Annotated in this window: 21 protein-coding genes; 9 read left to right on the forward strand and 12 right to left on the reverse strand. The window is 71.9% G+C overall.

What is annotated here, in order from left to right; translation table 11 throughout:
• Positions 1-173 precede the first annotated feature (173 nt).
• Positions 174-1,106 (forward strand): ScbA/BarX family gamma-butyrolactone biosynthesis protein, encoded by a 933-nt coding sequence (locus ACZ601_RS10700; RefSeq protein WP_469535608.1) that lies wholly within the window; start codon positions 174-176, stop codon positions 1,104-1,106.
• Positions 1,103-2,044 (forward strand): NAD-dependent epimerase/dehydratase family protein, encoded by a 942-nt coding sequence (locus tag ACZ601_RS10705; RefSeq protein WP_469535611.1) that lies wholly within the window; start codon positions 1,103-1,105, stop codon positions 2,042-2,044. Before ACZ601_RS10700 ends, ACZ601_RS10705 begins: the two co-directional genes overlap by 4 nt.
• Here ACZ601_RS10705 and ACZ601_RS10710 read toward each other — a convergent pair.
• Entirely contained in the window at positions 2,034-2,930 is an 897-nt protein-coding gene (locus ACZ601_RS10710) for a PhzF family phenazine biosynthesis protein (RefSeq protein ID WP_469535613.1), read from the reverse strand. The genes ACZ601_RS10705 and ACZ601_RS10710 overlap by 11 nt on opposite strands.
• A gap of 127 nt (positions 2,931-3,057) precedes the next feature.
• A complete protein-coding gene (locus ACZ601_RS10715; RefSeq protein WP_469535614.1) occupies positions 3,058-3,831 on the reverse strand; it encodes an SDR family oxidoreductase in 774 nt (257 codons plus the stop codon).
• A gap of 322 nt (positions 3,832-4,153) precedes the next feature.
• Here ACZ601_RS10715 and ACZ601_RS10720 point away from each other — a divergent pair, with 322 nt between their 5' ends.
• The gene (locus tag ACZ601_RS10720) at positions 4,154-5,788 is read left to right on the forward strand and encodes an alkaline phosphatase D family protein (protein WP_469535616.1); all 1,635 of its coding nucleotides are present in this window, start codon (positions 4,154-4,156) and stop codon (positions 5,786-5,788) included.
• 5 nt (positions 5,789-5,793) lie between these two features.
• On the opposite strand, the gene ACZ601_RS10725 is transcribed toward ACZ601_RS10720, so the two are convergent.
• Positions 5,794-6,798 carry a Gfo/Idh/MocA family protein gene (locus tag ACZ601_RS10725; RefSeq protein WP_469535619.1) on the reverse strand — a complete coding sequence of 335 codons (1,005 nt, stop codon included), beginning with the start codon at positions 6,796-6,798 and terminating at the stop codon, positions 5,794-5,796.
• 78 nt (positions 6,799-6,876) lie between these two features.
• Between ACZ601_RS10725 and ACZ601_RS10730 the strand changes: the two genes are divergently transcribed.
• Both ACZ601_RS10730 and ACZ601_RS10735 read left to right on the forward strand, forming a co-directional pair.
• Positions 6,877-8,247 (forward strand): multidrug effflux MFS transporter, encoded by a 1,371-nt coding sequence (locus tag ACZ601_RS10730; RefSeq protein ID WP_469535622.1) that lies wholly within the window; start codon positions 6,877-6,879, stop codon positions 8,245-8,247.
• Positions 8,248-8,311: 64 nt separating this feature from the next.
• On the forward strand, positions 8,312-9,310 hold the full coding sequence (locus ACZ601_RS10735; RefSeq protein ID WP_469535625.1) for a small ribosomal subunit Rsm22 family protein: 999 nt from the start codon (positions 8,312-8,314) through the stop codon (positions 9,308-9,310).
• On the opposite strand, the gene ddaH is transcribed toward ACZ601_RS10735, so the two are convergent.
• Positions 9,307-10,215, reverse strand: coding sequence for a dimethylargininase (ddaH, locus tag ACZ601_RS10740; RefSeq protein ID WP_469535628.1), 909 nt, complete (start codon positions 10,213-10,215; stop codon positions 9,307-9,309). The genes ACZ601_RS10735 and ddaH overlap by 4 nt on opposite strands.
• A 240-nt stretch (positions 10,216-10,455) precedes the next feature.
• On the opposite strand from ddaH, the gene ACZ601_RS10745 reads away from it, so the two are divergent.
• Positions 10,456-11,202, forward strand: a complete 747-nt coding sequence (locus tag ACZ601_RS10745; protein ID WP_469535630.1) for a bifunctional DNA primase/polymerase — start codon at positions 10,456-10,458, stop codon at positions 11,200-11,202.
• A 236-nt stretch (positions 11,203-11,438) separates the two neighbouring features.
• Here ACZ601_RS10745 and ACZ601_RS10750 read toward each other — a convergent pair whose 3' ends face one another.
• The 7 genes from ACZ601_RS10750 to ACZ601_RS10780 form a co-directional block, all read right to left on the reverse strand.
• Positions 11,439-12,422 (reverse strand): SCO2278 family lipoprotein, encoded by a 984-nt coding sequence (locus tag ACZ601_RS10750; RefSeq protein WP_469536470.1) that lies wholly within the window; start codon positions 12,420-12,422, stop codon positions 11,439-11,441.
• Entirely contained in the window at positions 12,304-13,275 is a 972-nt protein-coding gene (gene efeU / locus ACZ601_RS10755; RefSeq protein WP_469535632.1) for an iron uptake transporter permease EfeU, read from the reverse strand. Before efeU ends, ACZ601_RS10750 begins: the two co-directional genes overlap by 119 nt.
• A 39-nt stretch (positions 13,276-13,314) precedes the next feature.
• Positions 13,315-14,613 carry an iron uptake transporter deferrochelatase/peroxidase subunit gene (gene efeB, locus ACZ601_RS10760; RefSeq protein ID WP_469535634.1) on the reverse strand — a complete coding sequence of 433 codons (1,299 nt, stop codon included), beginning with the start codon at positions 14,611-14,613 and terminating at the stop codon, positions 13,315-13,317.
• 44 nt (positions 14,614-14,657) lie between these two features.
• Entirely contained in the window at positions 14,658-15,794 is a 1,137-nt protein-coding gene (gene efeO / locus ACZ601_RS10765) for an iron uptake system protein EfeO (protein ID WP_440574462.1), read from the reverse strand.
• A gap of 190 nt (positions 15,795-15,984) precedes the next feature.
• Positions 15,985-16,824, reverse strand: a complete 840-nt coding sequence (locus ACZ601_RS10770; RefSeq protein WP_469535639.1) for a heme ABC transporter ATP-binding protein — start codon at positions 16,822-16,824, stop codon at positions 15,985-15,987.
• A complete protein-coding gene (locus ACZ601_RS10775; protein WP_469535642.1) occupies positions 16,821-17,918 on the reverse strand; it encodes a FecCD family ABC transporter permease in 1,098 nt (365 codons plus the stop codon). Before ACZ601_RS10775 ends, ACZ601_RS10770 begins: the two co-directional genes overlap by 4 nt.
• Positions 17,915-19,030: a heme/hemin ABC transporter substrate-binding protein gene (locus ACZ601_RS10780; RefSeq protein WP_469535646.1), complete on the reverse strand. Its 1,116-nt coding sequence runs from the start codon at positions 19,028-19,030 to the stop codon at positions 17,915-17,917. The genes ACZ601_RS10775 and ACZ601_RS10780 overlap by 4 nt, the downstream gene beginning before the upstream one ends.
• Positions 19,031-19,164: 134 nt before the next feature.
• On the opposite strand from ACZ601_RS10780, the gene ACZ601_RS10785 reads away from it, so the two are divergent.
• From ACZ601_RS10785 to ACZ601_RS10795, 3 genes are all read left to right on the forward strand, one after another.
• Positions 19,165-20,583, forward strand: a complete 1,419-nt coding sequence (locus ACZ601_RS10785; protein WP_469535648.1) for an HtaA domain-containing protein — start codon at positions 19,165-19,167, stop codon at positions 20,581-20,583.
• Between the two features lie 108 nt (positions 20,584-20,691).
• Positions 20,692-22,230 carry an HtaA domain-containing protein gene (locus ACZ601_RS10790; protein ID WP_469535651.1) on the forward strand — a complete coding sequence of 513 codons (1,539 nt, stop codon included), beginning with the start codon at positions 20,692-20,694 and terminating at the stop codon, positions 22,228-22,230.
• Between the two features lie 63 nt (positions 22,231-22,293).
• A complete protein-coding gene (locus tag ACZ601_RS10795) occupies positions 22,294-22,965 on the forward strand; it encodes a PhzF family phenazine biosynthesis protein (RefSeq protein WP_469535653.1) in 672 nt (223 codons plus the stop codon).
• Between the two features lie 186 nt (positions 22,966-23,151).
• On the opposite strand, the gene ACZ601_RS10800 is transcribed toward ACZ601_RS10795, so the two are convergent.
• Positions 23,152-23,817 carry a biliverdin-producing heme oxygenase gene (locus ACZ601_RS10800; protein WP_469535656.1) on the reverse strand — a complete coding sequence of 222 codons (666 nt, stop codon included), beginning with the start codon at positions 23,815-23,817 and terminating at the stop codon, positions 23,152-23,154.
• Positions 23,818-23,826 lie beyond the last annotated feature (9 nt).

The following is a 23,826-nucleotide window of genomic DNA, read 5'->3' on the forward strand; positions in this document are numbered from 1 at the left end:
GGGGCGGCTCGGCTCTGTGACTCGGATCCTCCTGGGGGAACTTCATGGTTCAGATCACCTCACGCAGTGTCTCGGTACCGGCCGGCGGCGCCGGGTCCGCGAGGAACACCGGTCGCACCGAGGCTCCCGGCGGAGTTCCGGACCACGCTCCCGCCGCCGGAATGGAGCAATCGATGCGAAGAAGGAGCTCCTCGGAACACCTCAGACAGCTGGTGCACCGGCCCGATGCGCAGGACGTGTTCCCGACCGGGCTGACCAAGCTGACCGACTCCCAGTTCTCGGTGTCGGCCCACTGGCCGAGGCCGCACCGCTTCTTCACCCCGGTCGCGGGCCACCAGGACCCCCTGCTGATCGCGGAGACGATGCGGCAGACCACCATGCTGATCGCGCACTCCGAGTTCGGGGTTCCCCTCGGGGAGGCGTTCGTGATGTGGGAGCTGCGGTACGCCTCTGAGGCCGGGCGCCTCGTGCTGGGCGAGGAGCCCTGGGACATCACGGTGGACGTGTCCTGCTCCCGGATACGGCGCCGCGGCCGGAGCCTCGGATCCATGGAGCTGGAACTCCTCCTGCACCGTCACGGCACCGTGCTGGCCACCGGCGGCGGGCGGATCAGCTGCACCTCGGTCAAGGCGTACCAGCGGGCGCGGGGTCACCGCAGCGACATGCTCGACGCGCGTATACCCCTCCTGCCCGCCGTCGCACCCCGGACCGTGGGCAGGACCTCCGAGCATGACGTCGTCCTCGCTCCCGCGGCGGCTCCCAGCACCTGGGCGCTGCGGCTGGACACCCGGCATCCGACGCTCTTCAGCCATTCCAACGACCATGTTCCGGGCATTCTGCTGCTGGAGGCCGCCCGACAGGCGGCCCAGGCGGCCTCGCCCGGCCGCACCTTCCTCCCGACATCGATACAGGCCGACTTCCTCCAGTACGTGGAACTCGACCGCCCCTGCTGGATCGAGGCCCTGCCCGTCCCCGCCGACGGCATCTCGCCCGCCGGGGTACGCATACGGGCCGTCCAGGACGACGAACCCGCCTTCACCTGCACCCTCCGTACGCCGGATCTCCGTCAGACCGGCCTCAGCGACGCCCGGAGCCGCCGCTCATGACCACGCGCATCCTCATCACCGGGGCCACCGGCTTCGTCGGCAGCCGGGTGGCCGCCGCCGCCCGCGCGACCCCCGGCGTCAGCCTCCGGCTGATGACGCACCGCACCGAGCCCGACGCCCCGGCCCTGACGGCCGACGGGCCGGTCTTTGAAACGGTGTACGGGGATCTCACCGATCCCGGGACGCTGCGCGGCAGCTGCGAGGGCATCGACGCGGTGATCCACTGCGCCTCGCACGTCGGCTCCGGCGAACAGACCGCCCGGACCGTCAACGACCTCGGCACCCGGGCCCTGGTCGACGAGGCGGTACGCAGCGACGTCGGCCGGATCGTCCAGCTCAGCACCGCGTCCGTCTACGGCCGGGGCCCCTTCACGGCGCTGCTCCCCGGAATGGCCGAACCGGCCCCCGCCTCGGCCGTCAGCCTGACCAGGGCCGCCGCGGAACAGCACGTCCTCGCGGCCGGCGGGGCCGTCCTGCGCCCGCACCTCGTCCACGGGGCGGGGGACCGGTGGGCGATTCCCGGACTGGTCGCCCTGCTGCGGTACCTGTCGGCCGGACCGGTCGGCTGCGACGCCCGCCATTCGATGATCGACGTGGCCACGCTGGGCCGTGCGCTCCTGGGGGCGGCGCTCTCCGAGAAGGCCCCGGCCGGCGTCTATCACGTGAACCATCCGGAGCCGGTGAGCTGTTCCGAGGTCCTGTCGACGGTCCTCACCGAGCTCTCGCTGCCGTGGGCGAGCACGGAGATCGGGATGGACGAGGCCCGCGCCCGGCTGGCCGGTGTCCCCTACGCCAAGCACCATTTCGAGATGCTCACCGTGGACCACTGGTTCGCCGACGAGCGGGTCTGGCGGGACTTCGGCTGCGAACCGGGTCCGGATTTCCGTACGTCCTTCGCCGAACACGCCCCCTGGTACCGGAAGTTCCTCAGCCGCTGAACGGCTGCCGGACCGCCGCCGGGATCCTGGTGCCCGTGCCGCTCACCCTGACCCGCGTGTCACCTGCCCGCAGCGTGACGGTGAGCGTGCCGGGCCGGCCCATGTCCTCACCCTGGTGGAGGGTCAGCCCGACGGCCTCCGGGACCAGGGACAGCGCCCGCAGATACGCGCCGAAGGCGGCGGCCGCCGCACCCGTCGCCGGGTCCTCGACCACACCGCCGACCGGGAAGGGGTCGCGGACGTGGAAGACGGTGTCGGAGGCGCGCCACACCAGTTGCAGCGTGGTCAGGTCCAGCTTGTGCATGAGTGATTCGACGCGGCCGAAGTCGTAGTCGAGGGCGGCCAGCCGCTCCCGGGTCGCGGCGGCCAGCACCAGGTGCCGGGCGCCCGCGTAGGCGATGCGGGGCGGCAGGTCCGGGTCGAGATCGGTGGCCGGCCAGCCCAGACCGGCCAGCGCCTCCGCGAGGTCGTCCGCGGAGACGTCCGCGATGTGCGGTTCCACGCTGGTGAGGGTGGCCCGCAGCTCGGTGCCCTCGCGGACGACGGTGACCGGCACAGGGCCTGCGGCGGTGGCGAACTCCAGGTCCCCGGGGCCGTCCCGCTCTGCGAGCGCCAGGGCCGTCGCGACGGTGGCGTGCCCGCAGAAGGAGACCTCGGCCTTCGGGCTGAAGTAGCGGATCGCGTAGCCGCGCGCGCCCGGCGCCGCCGCCTCGGCCGGCCCGGTCAGGAAGGCCGACTCGCTGTATCCGAGGTCCGCCGCCACGGCGAGCATCTCCGACTCGTCCATCGCGGACGCGTCCAGCACCACGCCGGCCGGATTGCCGCCGTCCGGGTCGGCGGAGAAGGCGGTGTAGCGCAGGACTGTGGATGGATGGGTCTCATTCATGTGCCGCACAACCGCTGCGAGTTCCGGAAGATTCCCGCGCGACCGGGACCGCCACGGATCGCCACGGACCGTGACGGCCCCGACCGTGCGGGCCACGGGCCGCGACGGCCCGGGTCCCGTCGACGGGTCAGCCCCGTCCCACGTATGGCATGGCCGTCGCCAGCACCGTGGCGAACTGCACGTTCGCCTCCAGCGGCAGCTCCGCCATGTGGACCACGGTCCTCGCCACGTCCGCGGCCGCCATCACCGGCTCCACGGCCAGCTCGCCGTTGGCCTGGAGGATTCCGGTCCGCATGCGCTCGGTCATCTCGGTCGCCGCGTTGCCGATGTCGATCTGCCCGCAGGCGATCCGGTACGGGCGCCCGTCCAGCGACAGCGACTTCGTCAGACCGGTCAGCGCGTGCTTGGTCGCCGTGTACGCGACCGAGTGCGGGCGCGGCGTGTGGGCCGAGACCGAGCCGTTGTTGATGATCCGGCCGCCCTGCGGGTCCTGCTCCTTCATCCGGCGGTACGCCGCCTGCGCGCACAGGAACGCCCCCGTCAGGTTCACGTCGACCACCGTGCGCCAGTCCTCGTACCCGAGGTCCTCGACCGGCACGCCGCCCGGACCGAAGGTGCCCGCGTTGTTGAAGAGCAGGTCGAGGCGGCCGAAGGACTCGTGTACCGAGGAGAAGAGCGCGTCCACCTCCTCGGGGCGCGAGACGTCGGTGGGGACGGTGATGACGTGGGCGTGCTCCCCGGCCAGCGCGGCGGTCTCGGCGAGCGGCTCCGGGCGGCGGCCCGCGAGCGCCACCGACCAGCCGGCGCCGGTCAGGGCGAGAGCCACCGCGCGGCCGATCCCGGAGCCCGCGCCCGTGACCACGGCCGTCTTCCTCGCGGAGTTCAACAGTTTGTTGCTCATGGTGCGGCAGCGTACGCCCAGGGCCCGGTGCCGGTGGAGGGCCCCGGCCGACCGGCGGCGTTCGTACGGGTCAAGGGGTGCTCCCGGAGGGCGGGTTCGTGCCTCCGGGGGGTGAACCCGGCGCCGGATTCCGGCGATTCCATGGCTGTCGGGGCCAGAGTTAACGATCATGGTCCTGGCCGCATTCGCGGACTTTGCCCCTGGGGACCCAATCCTGCCGCAATCCTCATCCCGGCGACGCCCGCACGACGCGAGCGCGACAACCGCCGGATGTGCTGGACCGGTGGACTTCCCCTCACACCACCAGTCAGGGGAGGGACAGATGACGCACTCATCGCACCAGCAGGACCAGGAGCTGCGCGACGCCGCCCGGCACACGGGCCGCCGCCGATTTCTCACCGTCACCGGTGCCGCCGCCGCGCTCGCCTTCTCGGTCGGCCTGCCGACAGCGGGCGCCGCGGCCGCCGCCGAGCTGGACGCCCGGCGGATCGGCGAGGACCCGTTCACCCTCGGCGTCGCCTCCGGCGACCCGTTGCCCGACTCCGTCCTGCTGTGGACGAGGCTCGCGCCCCGCCCGTACGAGCCCGACAGCGGACTGCCCCGCGCCCGCGTCGAGGTGAGCTGGGAGCTGGCCCGCGACGAGCGCTTCACCCGGATCGTCCGGCGCGGCTCCGCCACCGCCCACCCCGAGTTCCACCACAGCGTCCACGTGGAGGTCGGGGGACTGGACGCCGACCGCGTCCTCTACTACCGCTTCCGCACCGGCAAGTGGACCAGCCCGGTCGGCCGGACCCGCACCGCGCCCGCCAACAGTGCCCACAAGCGCGAACTGACCCTGGCCGCCGTCACCTGCCAGGCCTACCACGACGGCTACTTCACCGCCTACAAGCACCTCGCCCAAGAGGACGTCGACGTCGTCTTCCACCTCGGCGACTACCTCTACGAGTACGCGGTGACCGCGACCGGCGGAGCCCGCAACTACACCGACCGCACCCTGCCCGCCCTCTTCAACCGGGAGACGACCACGCTGGAGGACTACCGGCTGCGGTACGCCCTCTACAAGTCCGACCCCGATCTGCGCGCCGCCCACGCCGCGCACCCCTTCGTCGTCACCTGGGACGACCACGAGACCGAGAACAACTACGCCGGGGACACCTCGGAGGACAACCTGCCGCCGGAGGAGTTCCTGATCCGCCGGGCCGCCGCCTACCGCGCGTACTGGGAGAACCAGCCGCTGCGCGCCCCGCAGCGGCCGACCGGCCCGGACATGAAGCTCTACCGCCGTCTCCAGTTCGGCCGGCTCGCCCAGTTCGACATCCTCGACACCCGCCAGTACCGCAGCGACCAGGCGTACGGCGACGGCTGGCAGACCCCCGGACCGGAGTCCGAGAACCCCTCGCGCACCATCACCGGCGCCACCCAGGAGCGCTGGCTGACCGACGGCTGGCGCCACTCCCGGGCCACCTGGAACGTCGTGCCGCAGCAGGTCACCTTCGCCCAGCGGCGCGACCTGCCGACCGACGCCTACAAGCTCTCCATGGACTCCTGGGACGGCTACACGGCCTCCAGGGACCGCATCCTGAAGGGCGCCCAGTCCGCCGGGGTGGACAACCTGATGGTGCTGACCGGCGACGTGCACGTGAGCTACGGCTTCGACATCAAGCGGGACTTCGACGACCCGGCGTCCCGCACCCTGGGCACCGAGATCGTCACCACGTCGATCACCAGCGGCAAGGACGGCTCGGAGAAGCCGGCCAACTGGAACAACCTGATGCAGGCCAACCCGCACCTGAAGTTCTACAACGGGCGCCGCGGCTACGCCGTCGTCACCCTCCAGGAGCGCCACGCCCGCGCCGACTTCCGTACGGTGTCCGCCGTCACCAAGCCGGGCGCCCCCCTCACCACGGCCGGCTCACTCGTCACGGAGGTGGGCAACCAGGGCCTCACCCCGGCCTGATCCACTCAGCGCACGGCCTGGTCCGCCGGGTAGCGGACGCCGACGCGGTCACGTACCGCGTCGAGCGTCCGCATCACCGCGAGTGAACCGTCCAGCGGCACCAGCGGGGACTCCGTCTCGCCCGCCCGGACCGCCCGCATCACCTCGGCCGCCTCGAACTGCATCCCCGACAGGCCCTGCGGACCCGGCCCGGAGGTGACCTCCTCGGGCTCGCGGCCCGCCCGGTGCAGCACGAAGCGCCGCGGATAGAAGAAGCTGTCCGGGAAGTCGATGCGTCCGGCCGTTCCGATGACCGTGGCGGCCGTCGGGTGGTGCCCGACGATCGAGCAGGAGAGCAGGGCGGTGGCGCCCGAGTCCCAGCCCAGCAGCATCCCGGTGTTCAGGTCGACGGCCTCCGGTGACAGCAGCGCGTCCGCCCGCACCCGGTCCGGCTCACCCAGCAGCAACTGCGCGAACGACACCGGATAGACCCCGAGGTCCAGCAGCGCACCGCCGCCCAGCGCGGGATCGCGCAGCCGGTGCTCCGCGCCGAAGTCACCGGCGAAGCCGAAGTCGGCCTGCACGGTGCGGATCTCACCGATCGCCCCGTCCCGCACCAGCTCGGTCATCCGCCGGATGACCGGGTTGAGGTACGTCCACATGGCCTCCATCAGGAAGAGGCCGCGGCCGCGCGCGAGCTCCACCAGCTCCCGTGCCTCGCGCTCGTTGAGCGTGAACGCCTTCTCGCACAGCACGTGCTTCCCGGCCTCCAGCGCGAGCCCGGCCGCCTCCCGGTGCGCGGAGTGCGGCGTGGCCACGTACACCACGTCGACGTCGTCGTCCGCGACGAGTTCGGCCCAGCTGCCGTAGGCCCTGGGTATCCCGAACCGCTCGGCGAACGCCTTCGCCGCGGTGTCCGTACGGGAGGCGACGGCCACCACCTCCGCATCGGGCATCGCCAGCAGGTCGGCGGTGAAGGTCGCCGCGATGCCACCGGTCGCCAGCACGCCCCAACGGACGGTCCTGCTCATGCGCGCTCCCAAAAAGGTGTCGACCATTCCGGCTGAGCTGAGAGCATAGAGGCGGATTCAACAACAATGGAGATCAGAATGCCGGAGAGCGGCGTCAGCCGAGCCCAGCACATACCCATAACCGACACCGCCCCCGACACCCGCGCCGACGCAGGCGCAGGCGCCGGCGTCGCGAACCGGACCGGAGCCGGACTTCCCGGCACCGTTACCTCCGCGTCCCGGCCGGCCGCCACCGCGGCGGCCCGACGCACCGGACTTCTCGTCACCCTGGTCCTCGGCGGCCTGACCGCGCTGCCGCCGCTGTCCATGGACATGTACCTCCCGGCGCTGCCCGCCGTCACCGACGCGCTGCACGCACCCGCCTCGACCGTCCAGCTCACCCTCACCGCCTGCCTCACCGGCATGGCGCTCGGACAGGTCGTCGTCGGGCCGATGAGCGACCGCTGGGGCAGGCGCCGCCCGCTGCTCCTCGGCATGATCATCTACGTCCTCGCCACCGCGATCTGCGTCTTCGCCCCGACCGTCGAACTCCTCATCGGCTTCCGGCTGATCCAGGGACTCGCGGGCGCGGCCGGCATCGTCATCGCGCGCGCCGTGGTGCGTGACATGTACGACGGCATGGAGATGGCCCGGTTCTTCTCCACGCTGATGCTGATCTCCGGCGTCGCCCCGGTCATCGCCCCCGTCATCGGCGGACAGGTCCTGCGGCTCACCGACTGGCGGGGCATCTTCGCCGTCCTCACCGTCGTCGGCACCCTGCTCACCCTGGTCGTCTGGAAGTGGCTCCGGGAGACCCTGCCGCCCGAGGACCGCCACACCGGCGGCATCGGTGACGCCCTGCGCACCATGCGCGCCCTGCTCGCGGACCGCGTCTTCACCGGCTACATGATCGCGGGCAGCCTCGCCTTCGCCGCCCTCTTCGCGTACGTGAGCGCCTCGCCGTTCGTCGTGCAGGAGATCTACGGCGCCTCGCCGCAGACCTTCAGCATGCTCTTCGGCATCAACTCGATCGGCCTGATCGCCGTCGGCCAGATCAACGGCAAGATCCTCGTCGGCCGGATCAGCCTCGACAAGGCGCTCGGCTTCGGGCTCTCCGTCATCGTGCTGGCCGCGACGGCGCTGCTGCTGATGACGTCCGGGGTCTTCGGTGACGTCGGACTCGTCCCGGTGGCGACGGGACTGTTCGTGCTGATGTCGGCGATGGGACTGGCGATGCCGAACACCAACGCCCAGGCCCTGATGCGCACCAAGCACGCCGCCGGATCCGCCTCCGCGCTGCTCGGCACGTCGTCGTTCCTGATCGGAGCCATCGCCTCGCCGCTCGTCGGGATCGCCGGAGAGGCGACGGCCGTACCGATGGCCGTCGTGCAGCTGGTGTGCGCGGTGGGCGCGATGGGCTGCTTCCTGGCGCTGTGCCGGCCCTGGCAGCAGGTGGCCGCCCGGCCGTGACGGGCGGCGGACCGGGGAGGGGCGGCGGACCGGAGGGCGGCCGGGCTCCGCCTACACTTCGTCGGTGAACGACACCCTCCCCACCGCGGACACCCTGCGTGCGGCACTGGCCGGACTCCTCGACGGGCTGCCGCCCAAGCAGGCCGCCCAGGCCGTCGACCGGCTCATCGCCAACTACCGGGGGACCACTCCCACCGGCACCCCGCTGCTCCGGGACCGCTCGGACGTCGCCGCGTACGCCGCCTACCGGATGCCCGCCACCTTCGAAGCGGTACGGTCCGCCCTGCACGCCCTGCGCGAGGCCGCCCCGGACTGGGTGCCCGCCACCCACACCGACGTCGGCGGCGGCACCGGAGCGGCGAGCTGGGCGGTCGCCGGGGCCTGGGAAGGGCCCAGGACCACCGTGCTGGACTGGGCGGAGCCCGCGCTCGCCCTCGGCCGCGAACTGGCCGGCGCCGCCGGCACCCCGGCGCTGGAATCCGTCCAGTGGCAGCGGGCCCGGATCGGCGAGGACCTCGATCTCGACCCCGCGGACCTGGTGACCGTCTCCTACGTGCTCAACGAGCTGACGCCGCAGGCCCGCACCGCGCTCGTGGACGCCGCGGCCCGTGCGGCGCAGGCCGTGGTGATCGTCGAGCCCGGCACCCCCGACGGCTACGCCCGCGTCATCGAGGCCCGGGACCGGCTGACCGCCGCCGGGTTCACCGTCGCCGCGCCCTGCCCGCACAGCGACGCCTGCCCCATCGAGCCCGGCACGGACTGGTGCCACTTCTCGGCCCGGGTGAGCCGCTCCTCGCTGCACCGCAAGGTGAAGGGCGGCTCGCTGCCGTACGAGGACGAGAAGTTCAGCTACGTCGTGGCGACCCGGTTCGCGGTGGAGCCGGTGGCGGCCCGGATCACCCGCCGCCCGCAGATCCGCAAGGGCCAGGTGCTGCTGGAGCTGTGCACCCGGGACGAGGGGCTCCAGCGGGCCACGGTCACCAAGCGGCACGGCGAGCTGTACCGCGCCGCCCGGGACATCGACTGGGGCGACGCCTGGCCGCCGCCGGGGGACGCCGGCTAGAGGCTGTCCTGTCCGCGCAGCTCCTGGGTGCAGCACTTCACGCTGCCGCCGCCCTTGAGCAGCTCGCTCAGGTCCATCGGCAACGGCTCGAAGCCGCGCGCCCGCAGCGGGTCGAACAGGCCGGTGGCGGCCTGCGGCAGCAGCACGTTGCGGCCGTCGCTCACCGCGTTCAGCCCGAGCGCGGCGGCGTCCGCCTCATCGGCGATCAGCGCGTCGGGGAAGAGCCGGGCCAGCACCGCCCGGCTGCCCGGTGAGAAGGCGTCCGGGTAGTACATGATCTCGTCGGACGCCTCGTCGAGCACGCTCAGCGCCGTATCCAGGTGGTAGTAGCGCGGATCGACGAGATCCAGCCCGATCACCGGCCGCCCGAAGAACTCCTGGGCCTCGTCGTGCGAGAGCGGGCTCGACCGGAAACCACGCCCCGCCAGCAGGTACGAGGACGTCACCGCGAAGTCGCCCTCGCCCTCGTTGACGTGGTCCGGCTCATGGATCTCCGTGAAGCCGTGCTCGCGGAACCAGTCCCGGTGGGCGGCCGCCTCCGCGAACCGCTCCTGATAGGCGAACCGGGCGCCCAGCACCCGGCCGTCGACCACGGTGGCCCCGTTGGCGGCGAAGACCATGTCGGGCAGCCCGGGGTCGGGGGTGAGCAGCTCCACGGTGTGACCGAGGGCGCGGTAGCGGTCGCGCAGATCCTCCCACTGGGTCTGCGCCAGCGGGAGGTCCACCGGCTTGGTGGGGTCCATCCACGGGTTGATGGAGTACGTCACCCTGAAGTGGGCGGGGGCGCACATCAGGTAGCGGCGGGGTGTGGCTTCACGAGGCAACGAGGGCTCCTCACGAATCGTCGCGGCGGCATTGGTGGCCGCCGCGGCCGGTGCGTCGCACGGGTATGTGCGTGAGCCCATGGTGCGCCGTCCGGGGCCCGCCGCGCAGTGAACCGATCGGGTGGTTCCCGCGGAGTGCGGAGTGGCGGCGTACCGCAGCCTGCCTTCGCGGTGAGCATTCCCGCCGTGCATTTCATGACAAGGGGTGTGATAGTGCTCACCGCGCGCCGTCGATCCGCCCACCCCGCTTCCGGAGTCTGGCCACCCGAGGCGCAGGATGGTGGGACGATGGACAGGGGCAACGCAGAGGTAAGGGGATAGATGGGCGCCGATTTCGGCCGTAGTCGCGGCTCAGAGAGCAAGTTTTCCCACTGGCTGCGCCGACGACCCAAACCGCAGCAGAGCGAGGTCGACGACACCGCACGGGAGGCACTGCTCCTGGCTGTCGCAGAGGCCGGAATGCCGATCGCGCCCGCTGCCCATCCGGTGGGCTACCGATGTTCCTGCGAACGCATGGGCTGTCCGACCCCCGCCAGGCATCCGATCTCGTTCGCCTGGCAGACGCAGTCCACGACCGAACGGTCCCAGATCGAGCGGTGGGCCCGCAGCCAGCCGCAGGCGAACTTCATCACGGCGACCGGCATGATCCACGACGTTCTCGACGTCCCGCTGTCGGCGGGCGAGCAGGCGCTGGAACGGCTGCTCGCCGCCGAGATCGAGGTGGGCCCGGTGGCCCGGTCCGGCGACGACCGGATGCTCTTCTTCACGGCGACGCGGGGTACGCCGGAGGACGAGGACGAGTGGTGGCCGTGTGAGCTGGACTGCCATCCCGAGACGATGGACGAGCACCCCGGGCTGCGGTGGCACTGCCGGGGCAGCTACGTGCTGCTGCCGCCCGCGCGGCTTCCGGGTGAGCTGGACGTGCGGTGGGTGCGGGGGCCGGAGAATCCGCTGCCGGATCCGCTGACGCTGCTGGAGACGCTGACGGACGCGTGTGCGCGGTTCGTGGGGTCGGCGGAGCAGAGCGATGTCGATCATGAGTCGGTGGCCTGGCCGCTGAGCCGGTAGGCGGTGGCCTGTGCGGGGGTGGGGCGGTGCCGGGGCCGCCCGGTGGCGGTGTTGCCCTCAATCGCCGGGCGGGCTTGGTTTGCGCTCGGGTGGGCTTGAAAGGTTGCCCTCAATCGCCGGGCGGGCTTGGTTTGCGCTCGGGCGGGCTGGAAGGTTGCCCTCAATCGCCGGGCGGGCTTGATTTTGTGCTCGGGTGGGCTTTAAAACTGCGCGGGGCACGCTTGGTTTGGTTGTGGTCAGGAGCCCTTGGCCGAGGTCAGGCCCGGGAGGCGGTTCAGTACGGTCACCTTGGCCGTACCGGCGCCCTTCTTCGGGACGTACACCAGCTGGCTGGAGACCCGCTCCTTCGTGAGGGTGCTCTTCACCTCGCCGGACAGCAGCGCCCGCACATCCGGGGTGACCGTCGGGCGCAGCCCCTTCGCCGCCGTCTGGCGTTCGAAGTGCTTGCTGCTGAAGAAGACCAGTGCCCCGCCGTCCGCCGTCTCCAGGCCGAGCGGTCCGAACGCGCCGCTGTCCAGCGGCTGGTCGATGTACTGGTACGAGAATCCCGCCCGCCGGGTGTTCTGGCGCGTGGTGCGCCAGAGCGAGGTGGAGGCGCCCGGGGTGAAGACGTCGGGTGTGCCCTTCTGCAGGTAGTCCGTGTACTGCTTGCTCAACTCCTGCGGGGCCACCGCCAGTCCGGTGCTGTCCGCCGGGACCGGCTTGGCCCGGCCGTCGTCGTCCTTCGCGAAGCCGGGCAGCCGCGACGGGGCGACGACCGACAGGTAGATGGCTTTCCAGCCCGCGTCGGGGCCGGACTTGGTGAAGACGACGAGCCAGCGGGTGTCCAGCTTGCCGTTGTCCTGGTCCCGGTTGGAGTCGGTGTCCGCGACGAACCACCTCGGCCAGCCCGCCTTCTTGGGGATGACGTAGTGCGCGTCGGTCAGCTCCAGCGGCTGGTGGTTCGCGTTGCCGTCCGGGTTGTTCGTGTGCCGGGCCTTGAGGCCCGCCTGGTTGATCGCACCGAGCGAGCCGCCGATCTCGTCCGCGTCCAGCGCCGGATCGTAGGCCTTGTCCGCCGCGTTGTACGCGGCGGTGAACGTCTTCAGAGCCTGCGCGGCCTCAGACTTCGTCGCCGCCGGTACGACTTCCAGTTCGCCGTGGACCGTCATGCATCCGCTCGCCGTCACGCTCAGCACCGTCGCCGCCGCGAGCCCCGTCGCCAGCCGAACCGGCCTCAGACTTCTCATCCGTTGCTTTCCGCGCCTTCTGGTCCGTCGCCCCCACTGACCGTGCGAACCCTACCGGGGCGAGGAAGAGCGCGAGCGTGGGGATCAGATACAGCGCCCACACCGTGATCTGGAGAACCGTCGGATCGGGCTGGAAGTTGAAGGTGCCCTTCAGCAGCGTGCCGTACCAGCTGTCCGGCGGGATCGTGGCGCTGATGTCGAACGCCCGGTTCTGCAGGCCCCCGAGGAACTCGGCCTCCTGGAGGTCGTGCACCCCGTACGCGAGCACGCCCGCCGCGACGACCACCAGCATGCCGCCGGTCCAGGTGAAGAACTTCGCCAGGTTGATCTTCAACGCGCCCCGGTAGAACAGCCAGCCCAGCACCACCGCGGCGGCGATGCCCAGCACCGCGCCGATCATCGGATGCCAGCCGTCGTCCGCCGCGTGCACCGCCCGCCAGACGAACAGCGAGGTCTCTAGACCCTCCCGGCCCACCGCGAGCAGCGCCGTGGCGACGAGCGCCCCGGTCCCCATCGCGAGCGCCGCGTCGAGCTTGCCGTGCAGCTCCGTTTTCAGGTGCCGGGCGGTGCGCCGCATCCAGAAGACCATCCAGGTGACCAGGGCGACGGAGAGGATCGACAGCGAGCCGCCGAGCGCCTCCTGCGCCTTGAACGTCATCTCCTGGGAGCCGAATTCGAGCCCCGCGCCGAACGCCAGACTGACGACGACCGCGATCCCGACACCGACCCAGATGGGCAGCAGCTTGTTCCGGTTTCCGGTCTTCACCAGGTACGCGATGAGGATGCAGACGACCAGGCTGGCCTCAAGGCCCTCGCGAAGGCCGATCAGGAAGTTACTGAACACGATTCGGATCCCTTTCCGCTTCGGGGTGCTTGAGAACGGCTACGAGAACAGCGCCCGGCCCCACCAGTCGTCCTTGTCGCGGACGCCCGGCGGGACGGCGAAGTGCGCCGAACCCACGTGCTGGATGTACTCGTTGAGCGCGTCGTGCGCCGACAGTCGCCGCTGGAGCGGTACGAACGCTTTGCGGGTGTCGCGCTGGTACGCGAGGAAGAACAGCCCGGCGTCCAGCCTGCCCAGGCCGTCCGTCCCGTCGGTGAAGGAGTAGCCGCGCCGCAGGATCGTCGCCCCGTCGTTGCTGTCCGGGTGCGCGAGCCGCACGTGGGCGGTCGGCAGCATCGCCTTCAGGAACGGCTCGTCGCGCTCCTTGGCCTTGCCGACCGGGGCGCCCTCGCCCTTGTCGCGGCCGAAGACGTCCTCCTGCTCCTGGAGCGGGGCGCGGTCCCAGGTCTCGATGTGCATCCGGATGCGCCGGGCCACCAGGTAGGAGCCCCCGGTCAGCCAGCCCGCCCGGTCCTTCCCGCCGACCCAGACGTGCTCGTCCAGGGCCGCGGTGTCGCTGCCGGAGATGTTCCGGGTGCCGTCCTTGAAGCCCATCATGTTGCGCGGGGTCTGGGCGTCCGGTGTCGTCGAGGATGTTTTGCCGAAGCCCAGCTGGGACCAGCGGATCGCGGTGCGGCCCATGCCGATCCTGGCCAGGTTGCGGATGGCGTGCACCGCCACCTGCGGGTCGTCCGCGCAGGCCTGGACGCACAGGTCGCCGCCGCTGCGGGCCGCGTCGAGGTTGTCGCCGGGGAACCTGGGCAGGTCGACGAGCGCGTCGGGCCGCCGGTCCTCCAGGCCGAACCGCCCCTTGGCGAACAGCGAGGGACCGAAACCGATGGTCAGCGTCAGCCGGGACGGCTGGAGGCCAAGCGCCTCGCCCGTGTCGTCCGGCGGGGCCTCGGCCAGGCCCCCGTACGCCCCGTCGCCGACCGCGTGGCCGGCCGTCATCCGCTCGGCGGCCCGGGTCCACTCCTTGAGCAGCGCGACGAGTTCCGCCCGGTCCTTCGTCGTCACGTCGAACGCGGCGAAGTGCAGCCGGTCCTGGACGGCGGTGGCGATCCCGGCCTGGTGCGCACCGTGGAACGGCACCGCCGCGCCGCTCTCCGCGGCCGGGACCCGCGCGTCGTCGGAGCGGACCGCGGCGACGGCGCCGCCGGCCGCCACCGCGCCCAGGGCGAGTCCGGCGCCGCCCCAGCCGAGCAGCGCCCGCCGTGAGGGTGCGCCGCCGGGGCCGGGAGCGGCCGGGGGCCCGGAATCCGGGCCGTCGGTGGCCGTGTCCCGCGTCTCCTCTGACATGCCCGGATCCTCTCCGCTTCTCTCTGCGTCTCTTTGCGCCGGGGTTACTTGGTGACCGCGGCGGCGAGCCTGGAGAGCGGCTCGGCCAGGGCGTTGACCGCGTCCGACAGGTCCTTGCGGTCCGCCTTGCCGACCTTCTCGTACGAGGTGAACGCGTAGGAGGTCTTGTCCTTGCGGTAGGTGTCCAGCAGCTTGTTCAGCTCTGCGAACCGCTTGTCCAGGGTGGCCGACAGGGCTGCGTCGTTCTTCGAGGCGATCGGCTTCAGCAGCTCGTAGGACTTCTCCGCGCCCTCGACGTTGGCCTTGAAGTCGATGAGGTCGGTGTGGCTGTAGCGCTCCTCCTCGCCGGTGACCTTGCCGGTCGCGACCTCGTCGAGCAGTTCCTTGGCGCCGTTGGCCATCGAGGTCGGGGTGATCTCCGCCGTGCCGACCCGCTTCTGCCAGTCGAGCAGGTCCTTCTGGAGGGTCGGCGCGAGAGCCTTCTCCTCGGTGCCCAGCTTCTTGTCCTGCCACAGCGCCTTCTCCAGGCGGTGCCAGCCGGTCCACTTCTGGCCGTCCTCCAGTCCGTCCGCGCGGACATCGACCTTGGGGTCGATGTCACCGAAGGACTCCGCGACGGGCTCGGTCCGCTCCCAGCCGAGCCGGGATTCGGCGTAGACCTTCTTGGCGGCCTCGATGTCCCCGGCGGCGACCGCGTCCGTGAAGAGCTTGGCCTTCGGCAGCGTCGCGTCGGCCTGGTCCTGGACGTAGGTGCGGTAGGCGGCGACGGCCTTGTCCATCTCGGGGCTGCGCTTGGCCGCGCTGCCGCCGCTGATCTCCAGCTTCTGCCGGATGCCGTGGCCCTTCATGCCGGGCTTGCAGGCGATCTCGTACGAACCGGCCTTGATCTCCGCGGTGATGGTGGCCTTGGTGCCGGGGCCGATGTTCTCGCGCTCCGCGACGATGCGGTCGTCCGGGAACAGGACGTAGACCTCGGTGACCTTGGAACCCTTGTTCTGCACGGCCAGTTCGACGTGACCGGCCGGCAGCTTCTTCTTCGACACCTCGCAGGAGTCGTCCTTCGCGACGACCTGGACGGCGCCGTCACCCTTGCCGTCGCTCTTCTCGGCGCAGCCCGTGACAGCGGTCAGGGCGGCCACGGTGGCGGCAGCGGTGACGACGGAGAGACGAACGGCTCGCATACGGGCTCCACATGAGGATGAAGGAAGAAAACGGAAGGACCGGACAAGGGCAGGTGAGGCGGACCTAACTTAACCGACCCTTACCTGGCCGGTACCCACCCGCGCAGTGATTCAGCTCTCACCGCACACCCGGGGGAACGGGGCGATCACGACCGACCCATGGGCGAGCCCGGCAGGGGTAAAGCAAGGGTCAAGCGGTCCGGTCCGGTACCACCAGCGGCACCCCGGTCCGAGGATGCGGAAACACCTCGACCGGCTGCCGGTAGACCTTGCCGAGCAGCGCGCCCGTGAACACCTCCGCGGGCGGCCCGGCCACCGCGATCCGCCCGTCGTGCAGCACGGCGGCCCGGTCGGCGTACGCGGCGGCCAGTCCCAGATCGTGCAGGACGACGACGACCGCGTCACCGGCGGCGGCCCGCTCCCGGCAGATCCTCAGCACCAGTTCCTGGTGGCGCAGGTCCAGCGCGGCGGTCGGCTCGTCGAGCAGCAGCAGCGGGGCGCGCTGCGCCAGCACCCGGGCCAGCGCTACCCGGGCCCGCTCGCCGCCGGACAGTGCGGAGAACGGGCGGGCGGCGAATTCGGTGACCTCGGTGGCCGCCATCGCCGCGCGGACCGCCGGATCGTCCTCGTCCTCGCGTTCCGTACCGGCCCAGGGAGCTCGCCCCATCCGGACGATGTCCTCCACCGGAAAGGGGAAGGAGAGCGCGGCGGACTGCGGCAGCACCGCCCGGCGCAGCGCGAGTTCGGGCGCGGACCAGTCGAGGACCGGCCGCCCGTCGATCCGTACGGTGCCGCTGGTGGCGGGCAGGTCGGCGGCGAGCGCGGCCAGCAGCGTCGACTTCCCGGCCCCGTTCGGGCCGACGAGCGCCAGCACCTCGCCCGCGTGCACCGTCAACTCGATGGAGTCGAGCACCTGGCGCCCGCCCAGCCGGACCCGCAGGCCGCGCGTCTCCGCGACCGGCGTACCGGGGGCGGCCGGCGCGGGGAGCAGGCGTTCGCGCCCCGCGAAGAGGTTCCGCAGCGTCCTCATGCCCAACCACCTTGCTTGCGACGGGTCCTGCGCAGCAGCCAGAAGAAGAACGGGCTGCCGATCAGCGCGGTCAGTACTCCGAGCGGCAGTTCGGCCGGGTCCGCGACGGTACGGGCCGCGAGATCGCCCGCGACCAGCACCAGCGCACCGCCGAGCGCACTGCCGGGGACCAGGAAGCGGTGTCCGGGGCCGTTCGCCATCCGCAGCAGATGCGGCACCAGCAGCCCCACGAACGAGATGATCCCGGCGACCGCCACCGCGGCGGCGGTCAGCAGCGCCACGACGAGCACCAGCACGACGCGGAGCCGTTCCACATCGACGCCCAGGTGCCTGGCGGGCCGTTCGCCGAGCGCCAGCAGGTCCAGCTTGCGGGCGTAGAACGGCGCGATGACGAGTCCGAGCACCGCGCACGGCAGCACGGCCAGCACCTTCGGCCAGGTGGCCTGGGCCAGCGAGCCGAGCTGCCAGAAGGTGATCTGGCTGATCTGCGCGTTGTCCGCGAAGAAGATGAACAGACCGATCAGCGCACCCGCGAAGGCGTTGACGGCGATGCCGGTGAGGATCAGCGTCACGACCTCCGTCCGGCCGCCGGAGCGCGACAGTGCGTAGACGAGCAGCACGGTCAGCAGTCCGGAGACGAAAGCGCAGACGGTGATGGTCCAGTTGCCGAAGAAGCTCAGCCCCAGCGCGATCGAGGCGACCGCGCCGACCGCCGCGCCCGCCGAGATGCCGATGACGCCCGGCTCCGCGAGCGGATTGCCGAAGACCCCCTGCATCAGGGCGCCCGCGCAGCCGAGGGAGGCCCCGACCAGCAGCGCGAGGACGACCCTCGGCAGCCGGACGTTCCACAGGACGCTCTCCCCGACCCGGTCCAGGGCGTGTCCGCCGAGGCCGGTCCGGTGCTGGAGGGAGGCGAGGACGTCACCGAGCGGAATGCTGTACGCGCCGAGTCCGGCGGAGAGCAGGGCACACAGGACGAGGGCGGCGAGCAGCCCGGCGGTCAGGGTGACGGCCGTCGAGCGGCGGGCGCGGGGCGGTGTTGGAGCCGGCTCCGTATCCGTCCGCCCGGCGGGTGTTTCGCAGGTGGTGGTCACTTGGCCGCACCGTCCTCCGGGTGGAGCTGGGCGACCAGTTCGCTCAGCACCCGGTCGGTGCGCGGCCCGTAGTTCAGCAGCACCCCGTCGTCGATGGAGAGGATGCGCCGGTCCATACCGGCCGGGGTCTCCGCGACGCCCGGGATCTTCACCAGACCGTCGACACCGCCGACCGAGTCGAGCCCCTTCGTCATCACCAGGATCGCGTCGGGAGCCGCCTTGGCCAGTGCCTCGCTGGTGATGGCGGTGAAGTCCTTCTTCAGCCCGGACGCCTTGCCCGCGTCGACCGCGCCCGCCGCTTCGAGCAGTGAACTCGCCCCGGACTCACGGCCCCCCAGCAGATAGACGGAGGCGGAGCCGCGCAGGTAGAGGAAGGCGACCCGGGGCTTCTTCGCCCCGTCGGCCGGTGCGGGCACGGACTTGCGGACGGCGTCGATCCGGTCCTGGGTGCGCTGCTTCAGCTCATGGCCGGACTCCGGTACGCCCAGAGCGGCCGCCACCGTGTCGATCCGGCGGCCGACGTCGGCGAGCTCGGTGGCCGGATCGACGACGACGAGCGGAATCCCGGCGTCCCGGATCTGGCCGATGGCCTCCGCCGGGCCGGTCGTGGTGTCCGCGAGGACGACGGTGGGCCGCAGGGAGAGCACGCTCTCGGCCGACACGTCATGGGCGCGGGTCACCACCGGGAGCTTCTCCGCCTGCTCGAAGGTGGCGGTGATGTCGCGGGCCACCACCTGCTTGCCGAGGCCGAGGGTGAAGACGATCTCGCTCAGGCTGCCGGTCAGCGGCACGATCCGGTCGGCCGAAGTGATCGTGGTCCGCTTGCCGTCCGCCGATTTCACGGTGACGGGCAGGTGGGGCGAGGGCACGGTGGCCAGCGGCTCGATCCGGTCCGCGTCGGCGGCCGAGCCCTTCTTGACGCCCGCCGTCTTCGCCGCCGGCGTCCCCGTACCCCCGCAGCCGGCCAGCAGCAGCGCGGCCGCCAGGGATATCGCGGCCGTACGGAGGCCGGTGCGCCGGCCAGGCCGTGTCCGCGAAGTCCCGCCTGCCCGGCGGCGCCTCGGTCGCCCGGTGTCGCGGCCCGGCGGGGCGAAGTCCTGCGAGAAGCGCACTGGGGCACCGTCCTGTCGTTCTGCGGCGTGCAGTTGGGAGGGGATTGCGAGGAATGTGACGGAAGGGGGTACCGGCACACGATGTACATAGCTTAGGTTAGCCTTACCTCATCTTCTAGATCTCGGAGGGGTTCATGCCGCCGTTCAGACCTGCCCGCGCGCTCGCCGTCGCGCTTCTCGCGGTACTGCTGGGAGCCCTGCTCCCGGCCACCGCCGCGCAAGCGGCGAGCCGGACGGTGCAGGGCGGCCGGCTGGACTGGGGCATCAAGTCCTCCTTCCAGAGTTACGTCACGGGCCCCATCGCCCACGGCAGTTGGAACCTGACGGGCGGCGCGGCCACGGTCGGCGGAAGCCAGTTCCGCTTCCACTCCGCGACCGGCTCCTACGACCCGGCGAGCGGCGCCTTCACCTCCGGCTTCTCGGGCGGTGTCCACTTCACCGGCCACAAGAAGCCCGACGGCTCCAACGAGCTGGACCTCACGATCAGCCGCCCGGCCGTCCGCATCCAGGGCGGCAGCGGCACCCTGTACGCCGACATGGTCAGCAAGGAGCGGGGGAGCGGCCGGGTCACCTCCGCAGCCCAGGTGCCCCTGGCCACGCTCGGCCTGTCCGGGATCGACATGCGGGGCGGTTCCACCCCCATCGCCCTCAACAACGTTCCGGCGACGCTCACTTCACAGGGCGCCAAGTCCTTCGCCGGTTACTACACGGCCGGTACGCCGCTGGACCCGGTCACCCTCTCCGTGGACACCTCGGCCCCGGCCGGGAAGCCCGCCGCGTCCAAGTCGCCGGAGAAGCCCGCGGACAGCGCGAAGCCGAAGGAGACCGAGGGCCGGATCGCGGACGGTGCCGTGGACTGGGGCGTGCGCCGCACGTTCCGGGAGTACGTCACCGGCTCGATCGGCCAGGGCAAGTGGACCCTGGCCGGGGGAGCCCAGGACGGCGGCGCGCTCTTCCGCTTCCCGAAGGGGAAGGGCACGTACGACGCGAAGAAGCAGACCCTGGCCGCCGCCTTCGCGGGCAGCGTCCGCTTCACCGGGGCGGACGGCCTCGATCTGACGCTCTCCCGGTTCGCGGTGGGGGTGAAGGCGGACCGGGGCACCCTCAGCGCCGACGTCCGGACCAAGGGCGACACCGCGAAGGCCGTGCCGCTCATCACCTTCACCGCCAAGGACTTCGCGCCGAAGGGCGGCCTGGCGGTCCTCACGGAGGCCCCCGCGAAGCTGACCGCCGACGGCGCCAAGGCCTTCGGTTCCCTCTACAAGGCGGGCACCGCGATGGACCCGGTCTCGCTCGCCGTGGCCCTCGACGCGAAGGCGAAGCTGCCCGCGCTCCCCGACCTGGGCAGCGACCCGGCCCCCGTCACGCAGCCGTCGGACACCCCCGGGCCGAAGGCCGCCGCCGCCACGGCGCCCGTGGCATCGGCGGCTGACAAGGGGTCCTCGACCGGGCTCTACCTGATCCTCGGCGGCGCCGCCGTGCTCGCCGCGGCCGCGGGCGGCGTGCTGTTCCTGGTGCGCCGCAACCGCTCGACGCCGGGCACCCCTTCCTGACCCGGACCTCTCCCCGCCCCCCCCACGCACACATCACCCCATCCCGCTCCACCCCGTCCCCGCCCCCACCCCCGCTGATCCTGTTCATCCCTGAGGAGACCAAAGACCATGGCAGCCACCCGCCGCCCCATAGCCCTCGCCGCAGCCGTCGCCACCGCGGCCGCCCTCGGCAACGCCTTCGCGCTCCCGGCGTTCGCGGCCGGCCAGTCCGGCTCGGACGGCGCCAGCGCGGCCGCCCCGACGATGGAGCTGAAGGACGGCACGCTGGACTGGGGCTTCAAGGAGTCCTTCCGCAAGTACATCGGCGCCGCGGGCAAGATCACGGTCAAGGACGGTGCCACCCAGGCGGCCGGCAACGGTGTCTTCACCTTTGTCAATGGCAAGGGCACGTACGACATGACCACCCACGGCACCGACACCGCTTTCGAGGGCGGCGTCAACTTCTCCGCCCACGGCGGCGTCCTCGACATCACGCTCTCGGACGTCAAGCTGTCCACCGCCGGCAAGGGCGGCGCGATCACCGCCGACGTGGCGACCCCGCAGGGCACCCAGAACGATGTGGCGGTCGCGGACCTCGACCTGTCGGCCGTGAAGCCCGGTCAGGGCGCGGGCGGAGCGATGGTCTTCAAGGACATCCCCGCGAAGCTGACGAAGGCGGGCTCCGAGGCCTTCAACGGCCAGTACCAGACCGGCGAGGTCCTCGACCCGGCCACGCTCACGGTGAAGGCGGTCACGCCCCCGACCGAGAAGCCGACCGAGAAGCCCACCGAGCCGACCGGCAAGCCGACGGAGAAGCCCACCGAGAAGCCGACCGTGAAGCCCACGGACCGGCCCACCACCCAGCCCACGCCGAAGCCCTCCCCGAGCACCACGGCCACCGACAAGCCGGCCGCGGACCCGGGCGCCATCGTCGACGGCACCCTGAACTGGGGCGTGAAGGCCTCCTTCCGTACGTACGTCACCGGCCCCATCGCCCACGGCAAGGTCGAGACGACGGGCGGCGCGACCGCGTCCGGCGACGGCTACCGCTTCCCCGACGCCACCGGCCACTTCGACGCGGACAAGAAGACCCTGAACGCCGAGTTCGACGGCAAGGTCCGCTTCCTGGGCCACCAGGAGGACGGCGCGTACACGCTCGACCTCTCCCTGAGCAACCTGCGGATCCAGGCCGACGGGACCAAGGGCAGGCTCATCGCCGACGTCTCCAGCAAGGACCGCGAGACGAAGAAGATCGCCACCTACACCGGTCTCGCCGTCGCGGACCTCAAGCTGCCCGCCGGCGGACCCACCGCCAAGGACGGCGTGGTGACCCTCTCCGCCGTCCCGGCCACCCTCACCGCCGACGGCACCAAGGCCTTCGGCGGAATGTACGAGGCGGGTGAGCAGCTCGACGCGCTGACCGTCGCGGTCGCCCTCGACAAGAACGCCGAACTCCCGTCCACCGGCGGCTCGTCCACGGGCGGCTCGGCCACCGGGGGTTCGTCCACCGGCGGCACCGTGGGCGGCGGCGGTACGGTCGGCGGCTCCGGCGCGCTGGCCTCCACCGGCTCCGACGTCCCGGCCGGCGCGCTGTTCGCCGCCTCCGGCCTGATCATGGCGGCCGGTGCCGGCGCGGTCGTCGTGGCCCGTCGCCGCCGCACCGCGTGACACCACCGCCCGGGTGCCGCCCCTCTCACCGGGGCGGCACCGGGGCGGTGCTTGAATGCGCTCGTGAGCGACTACGACGTACCCGCCGGCATCGACGTACTGCGCGTGTTCTGCGGCCCCGACGGCCGGCACGGCAACGCGCTCGGCGTCGTACGCGACGGGCGGGACCACCCGGACCGGGCCTCGCGGCAGGAGCTGGCCCGGCGACTCGGCTTCAGCGAGACCGTGTTCGTCGACGATCCGGAACGCGGGCACCTGGAGATCTACACCCCGGGCCTGCGGCTGCCGTTCGCCGGACACCCGCTGGTCGGCACCGCCTGGCTGCTCGATCTGGAGGTCCTGGAGCTTGAGGTGGGGGAGGTGTTCGCCCGTCAGGACGGCGAGTTCAGCTGGATCACCGCCCGCCCCGAGTGGGCCCCGCCGCGCACGCTGGAGCAGTACGGCTCCGCGGCCGAGGTCGAGGCGCTGACCGGCCCGCCGCCAGGAGAGGGCTGGCTCTACGTATGGGCGTGGGAGGACGAGGCGGCCGGCCGGATCAGGGCGCGGGCGTTCCCCCGGCGGGGCGATGGCATCGACGAGGACGAGGCGACGGGGGCGGCCGCGCTGCTGCTCAGCGACCGGCTGAACCGTGCGCTGAACATCAGGCAGGGCCGCGGCTCCCAGATCCTGACCGCCCCCGCACCGGACGGCTCGGTGGAGATCGGCGGCAGGGTCGTACTGGCGGCCCAGGGCTGAAAACCAGCCCGCCCGCCGGGAACCCAAGCCCGCCCGCCGGGAACCCAAGCCCGCCCGCCGGGAACCCAAGCCCGCCCGCCGGGAACCCAAGCCCGTCCGCGGAAAATCAAGCCCGTCCGGCGATTGAGGACAGAACGAAGCGGCGGGGCACCCGAACCCGGGCACCCCACCGCCGGCCGCCAAGGCCTACGCACTGAGCGGGAAGGCCTCTCCCAGCTCCCGGAACACCGCCGTGTTCAGCGCGAACGCCCGCTTGCACTCGTCCACGATCCGCTGCTTCTCCAGGTCGTCCGCCTCCACCGCGTCCAGCAGCTCGCGGTAACCCCGCTTGAAGGAGGCGGGGTTGGAGATCCCCTCGAAGACGTAGAACCGCACCCCGTCGCCCTTGCGCTCGAAGCCCCAGGTGCGCTCCGCCTTGTCGCGGATGATCTGGCCGCCCGACAGGTCGCCCAGGTAGCGGGTGTAGTGGTGCGCGATGTACCCCGCGGGCCAGCTGCGGGCGCACTCGGCCACCCGCTCCGCGTACGCGGCCGTGGCCGGCAGCGGCTCCAGGCCCTCGCGCCAGTCCGCACCCCGCAGATGGGCCAGATCGCGCTCCAGCTCGGCGGTGCGCATCAGCTCGGGCTGGATGAACGGACCGGCGACCGGGTCCTCGCGCAGCGTCCCGGCGCCGTCCTCCAGGGCGCGGTACACGAACCACAGCTGCTCCGTGTAGCGCGTGTACGCGTCCACACCGAGGCGCCCGCCGAGCAGGTCGCTCATGAAGGTCGAGGTCTCCGCCTCGACGTGCTGCTCGTGCGACGCGGTGCGGATCAGCGTCGAGAAGGGAGTGGCGGCGACGGTTGCGTCCAAGGCGGGCCT

It is taken from the genome of Streptomyces sp. NPDC104307 (genome assembly GCF_055584045.1).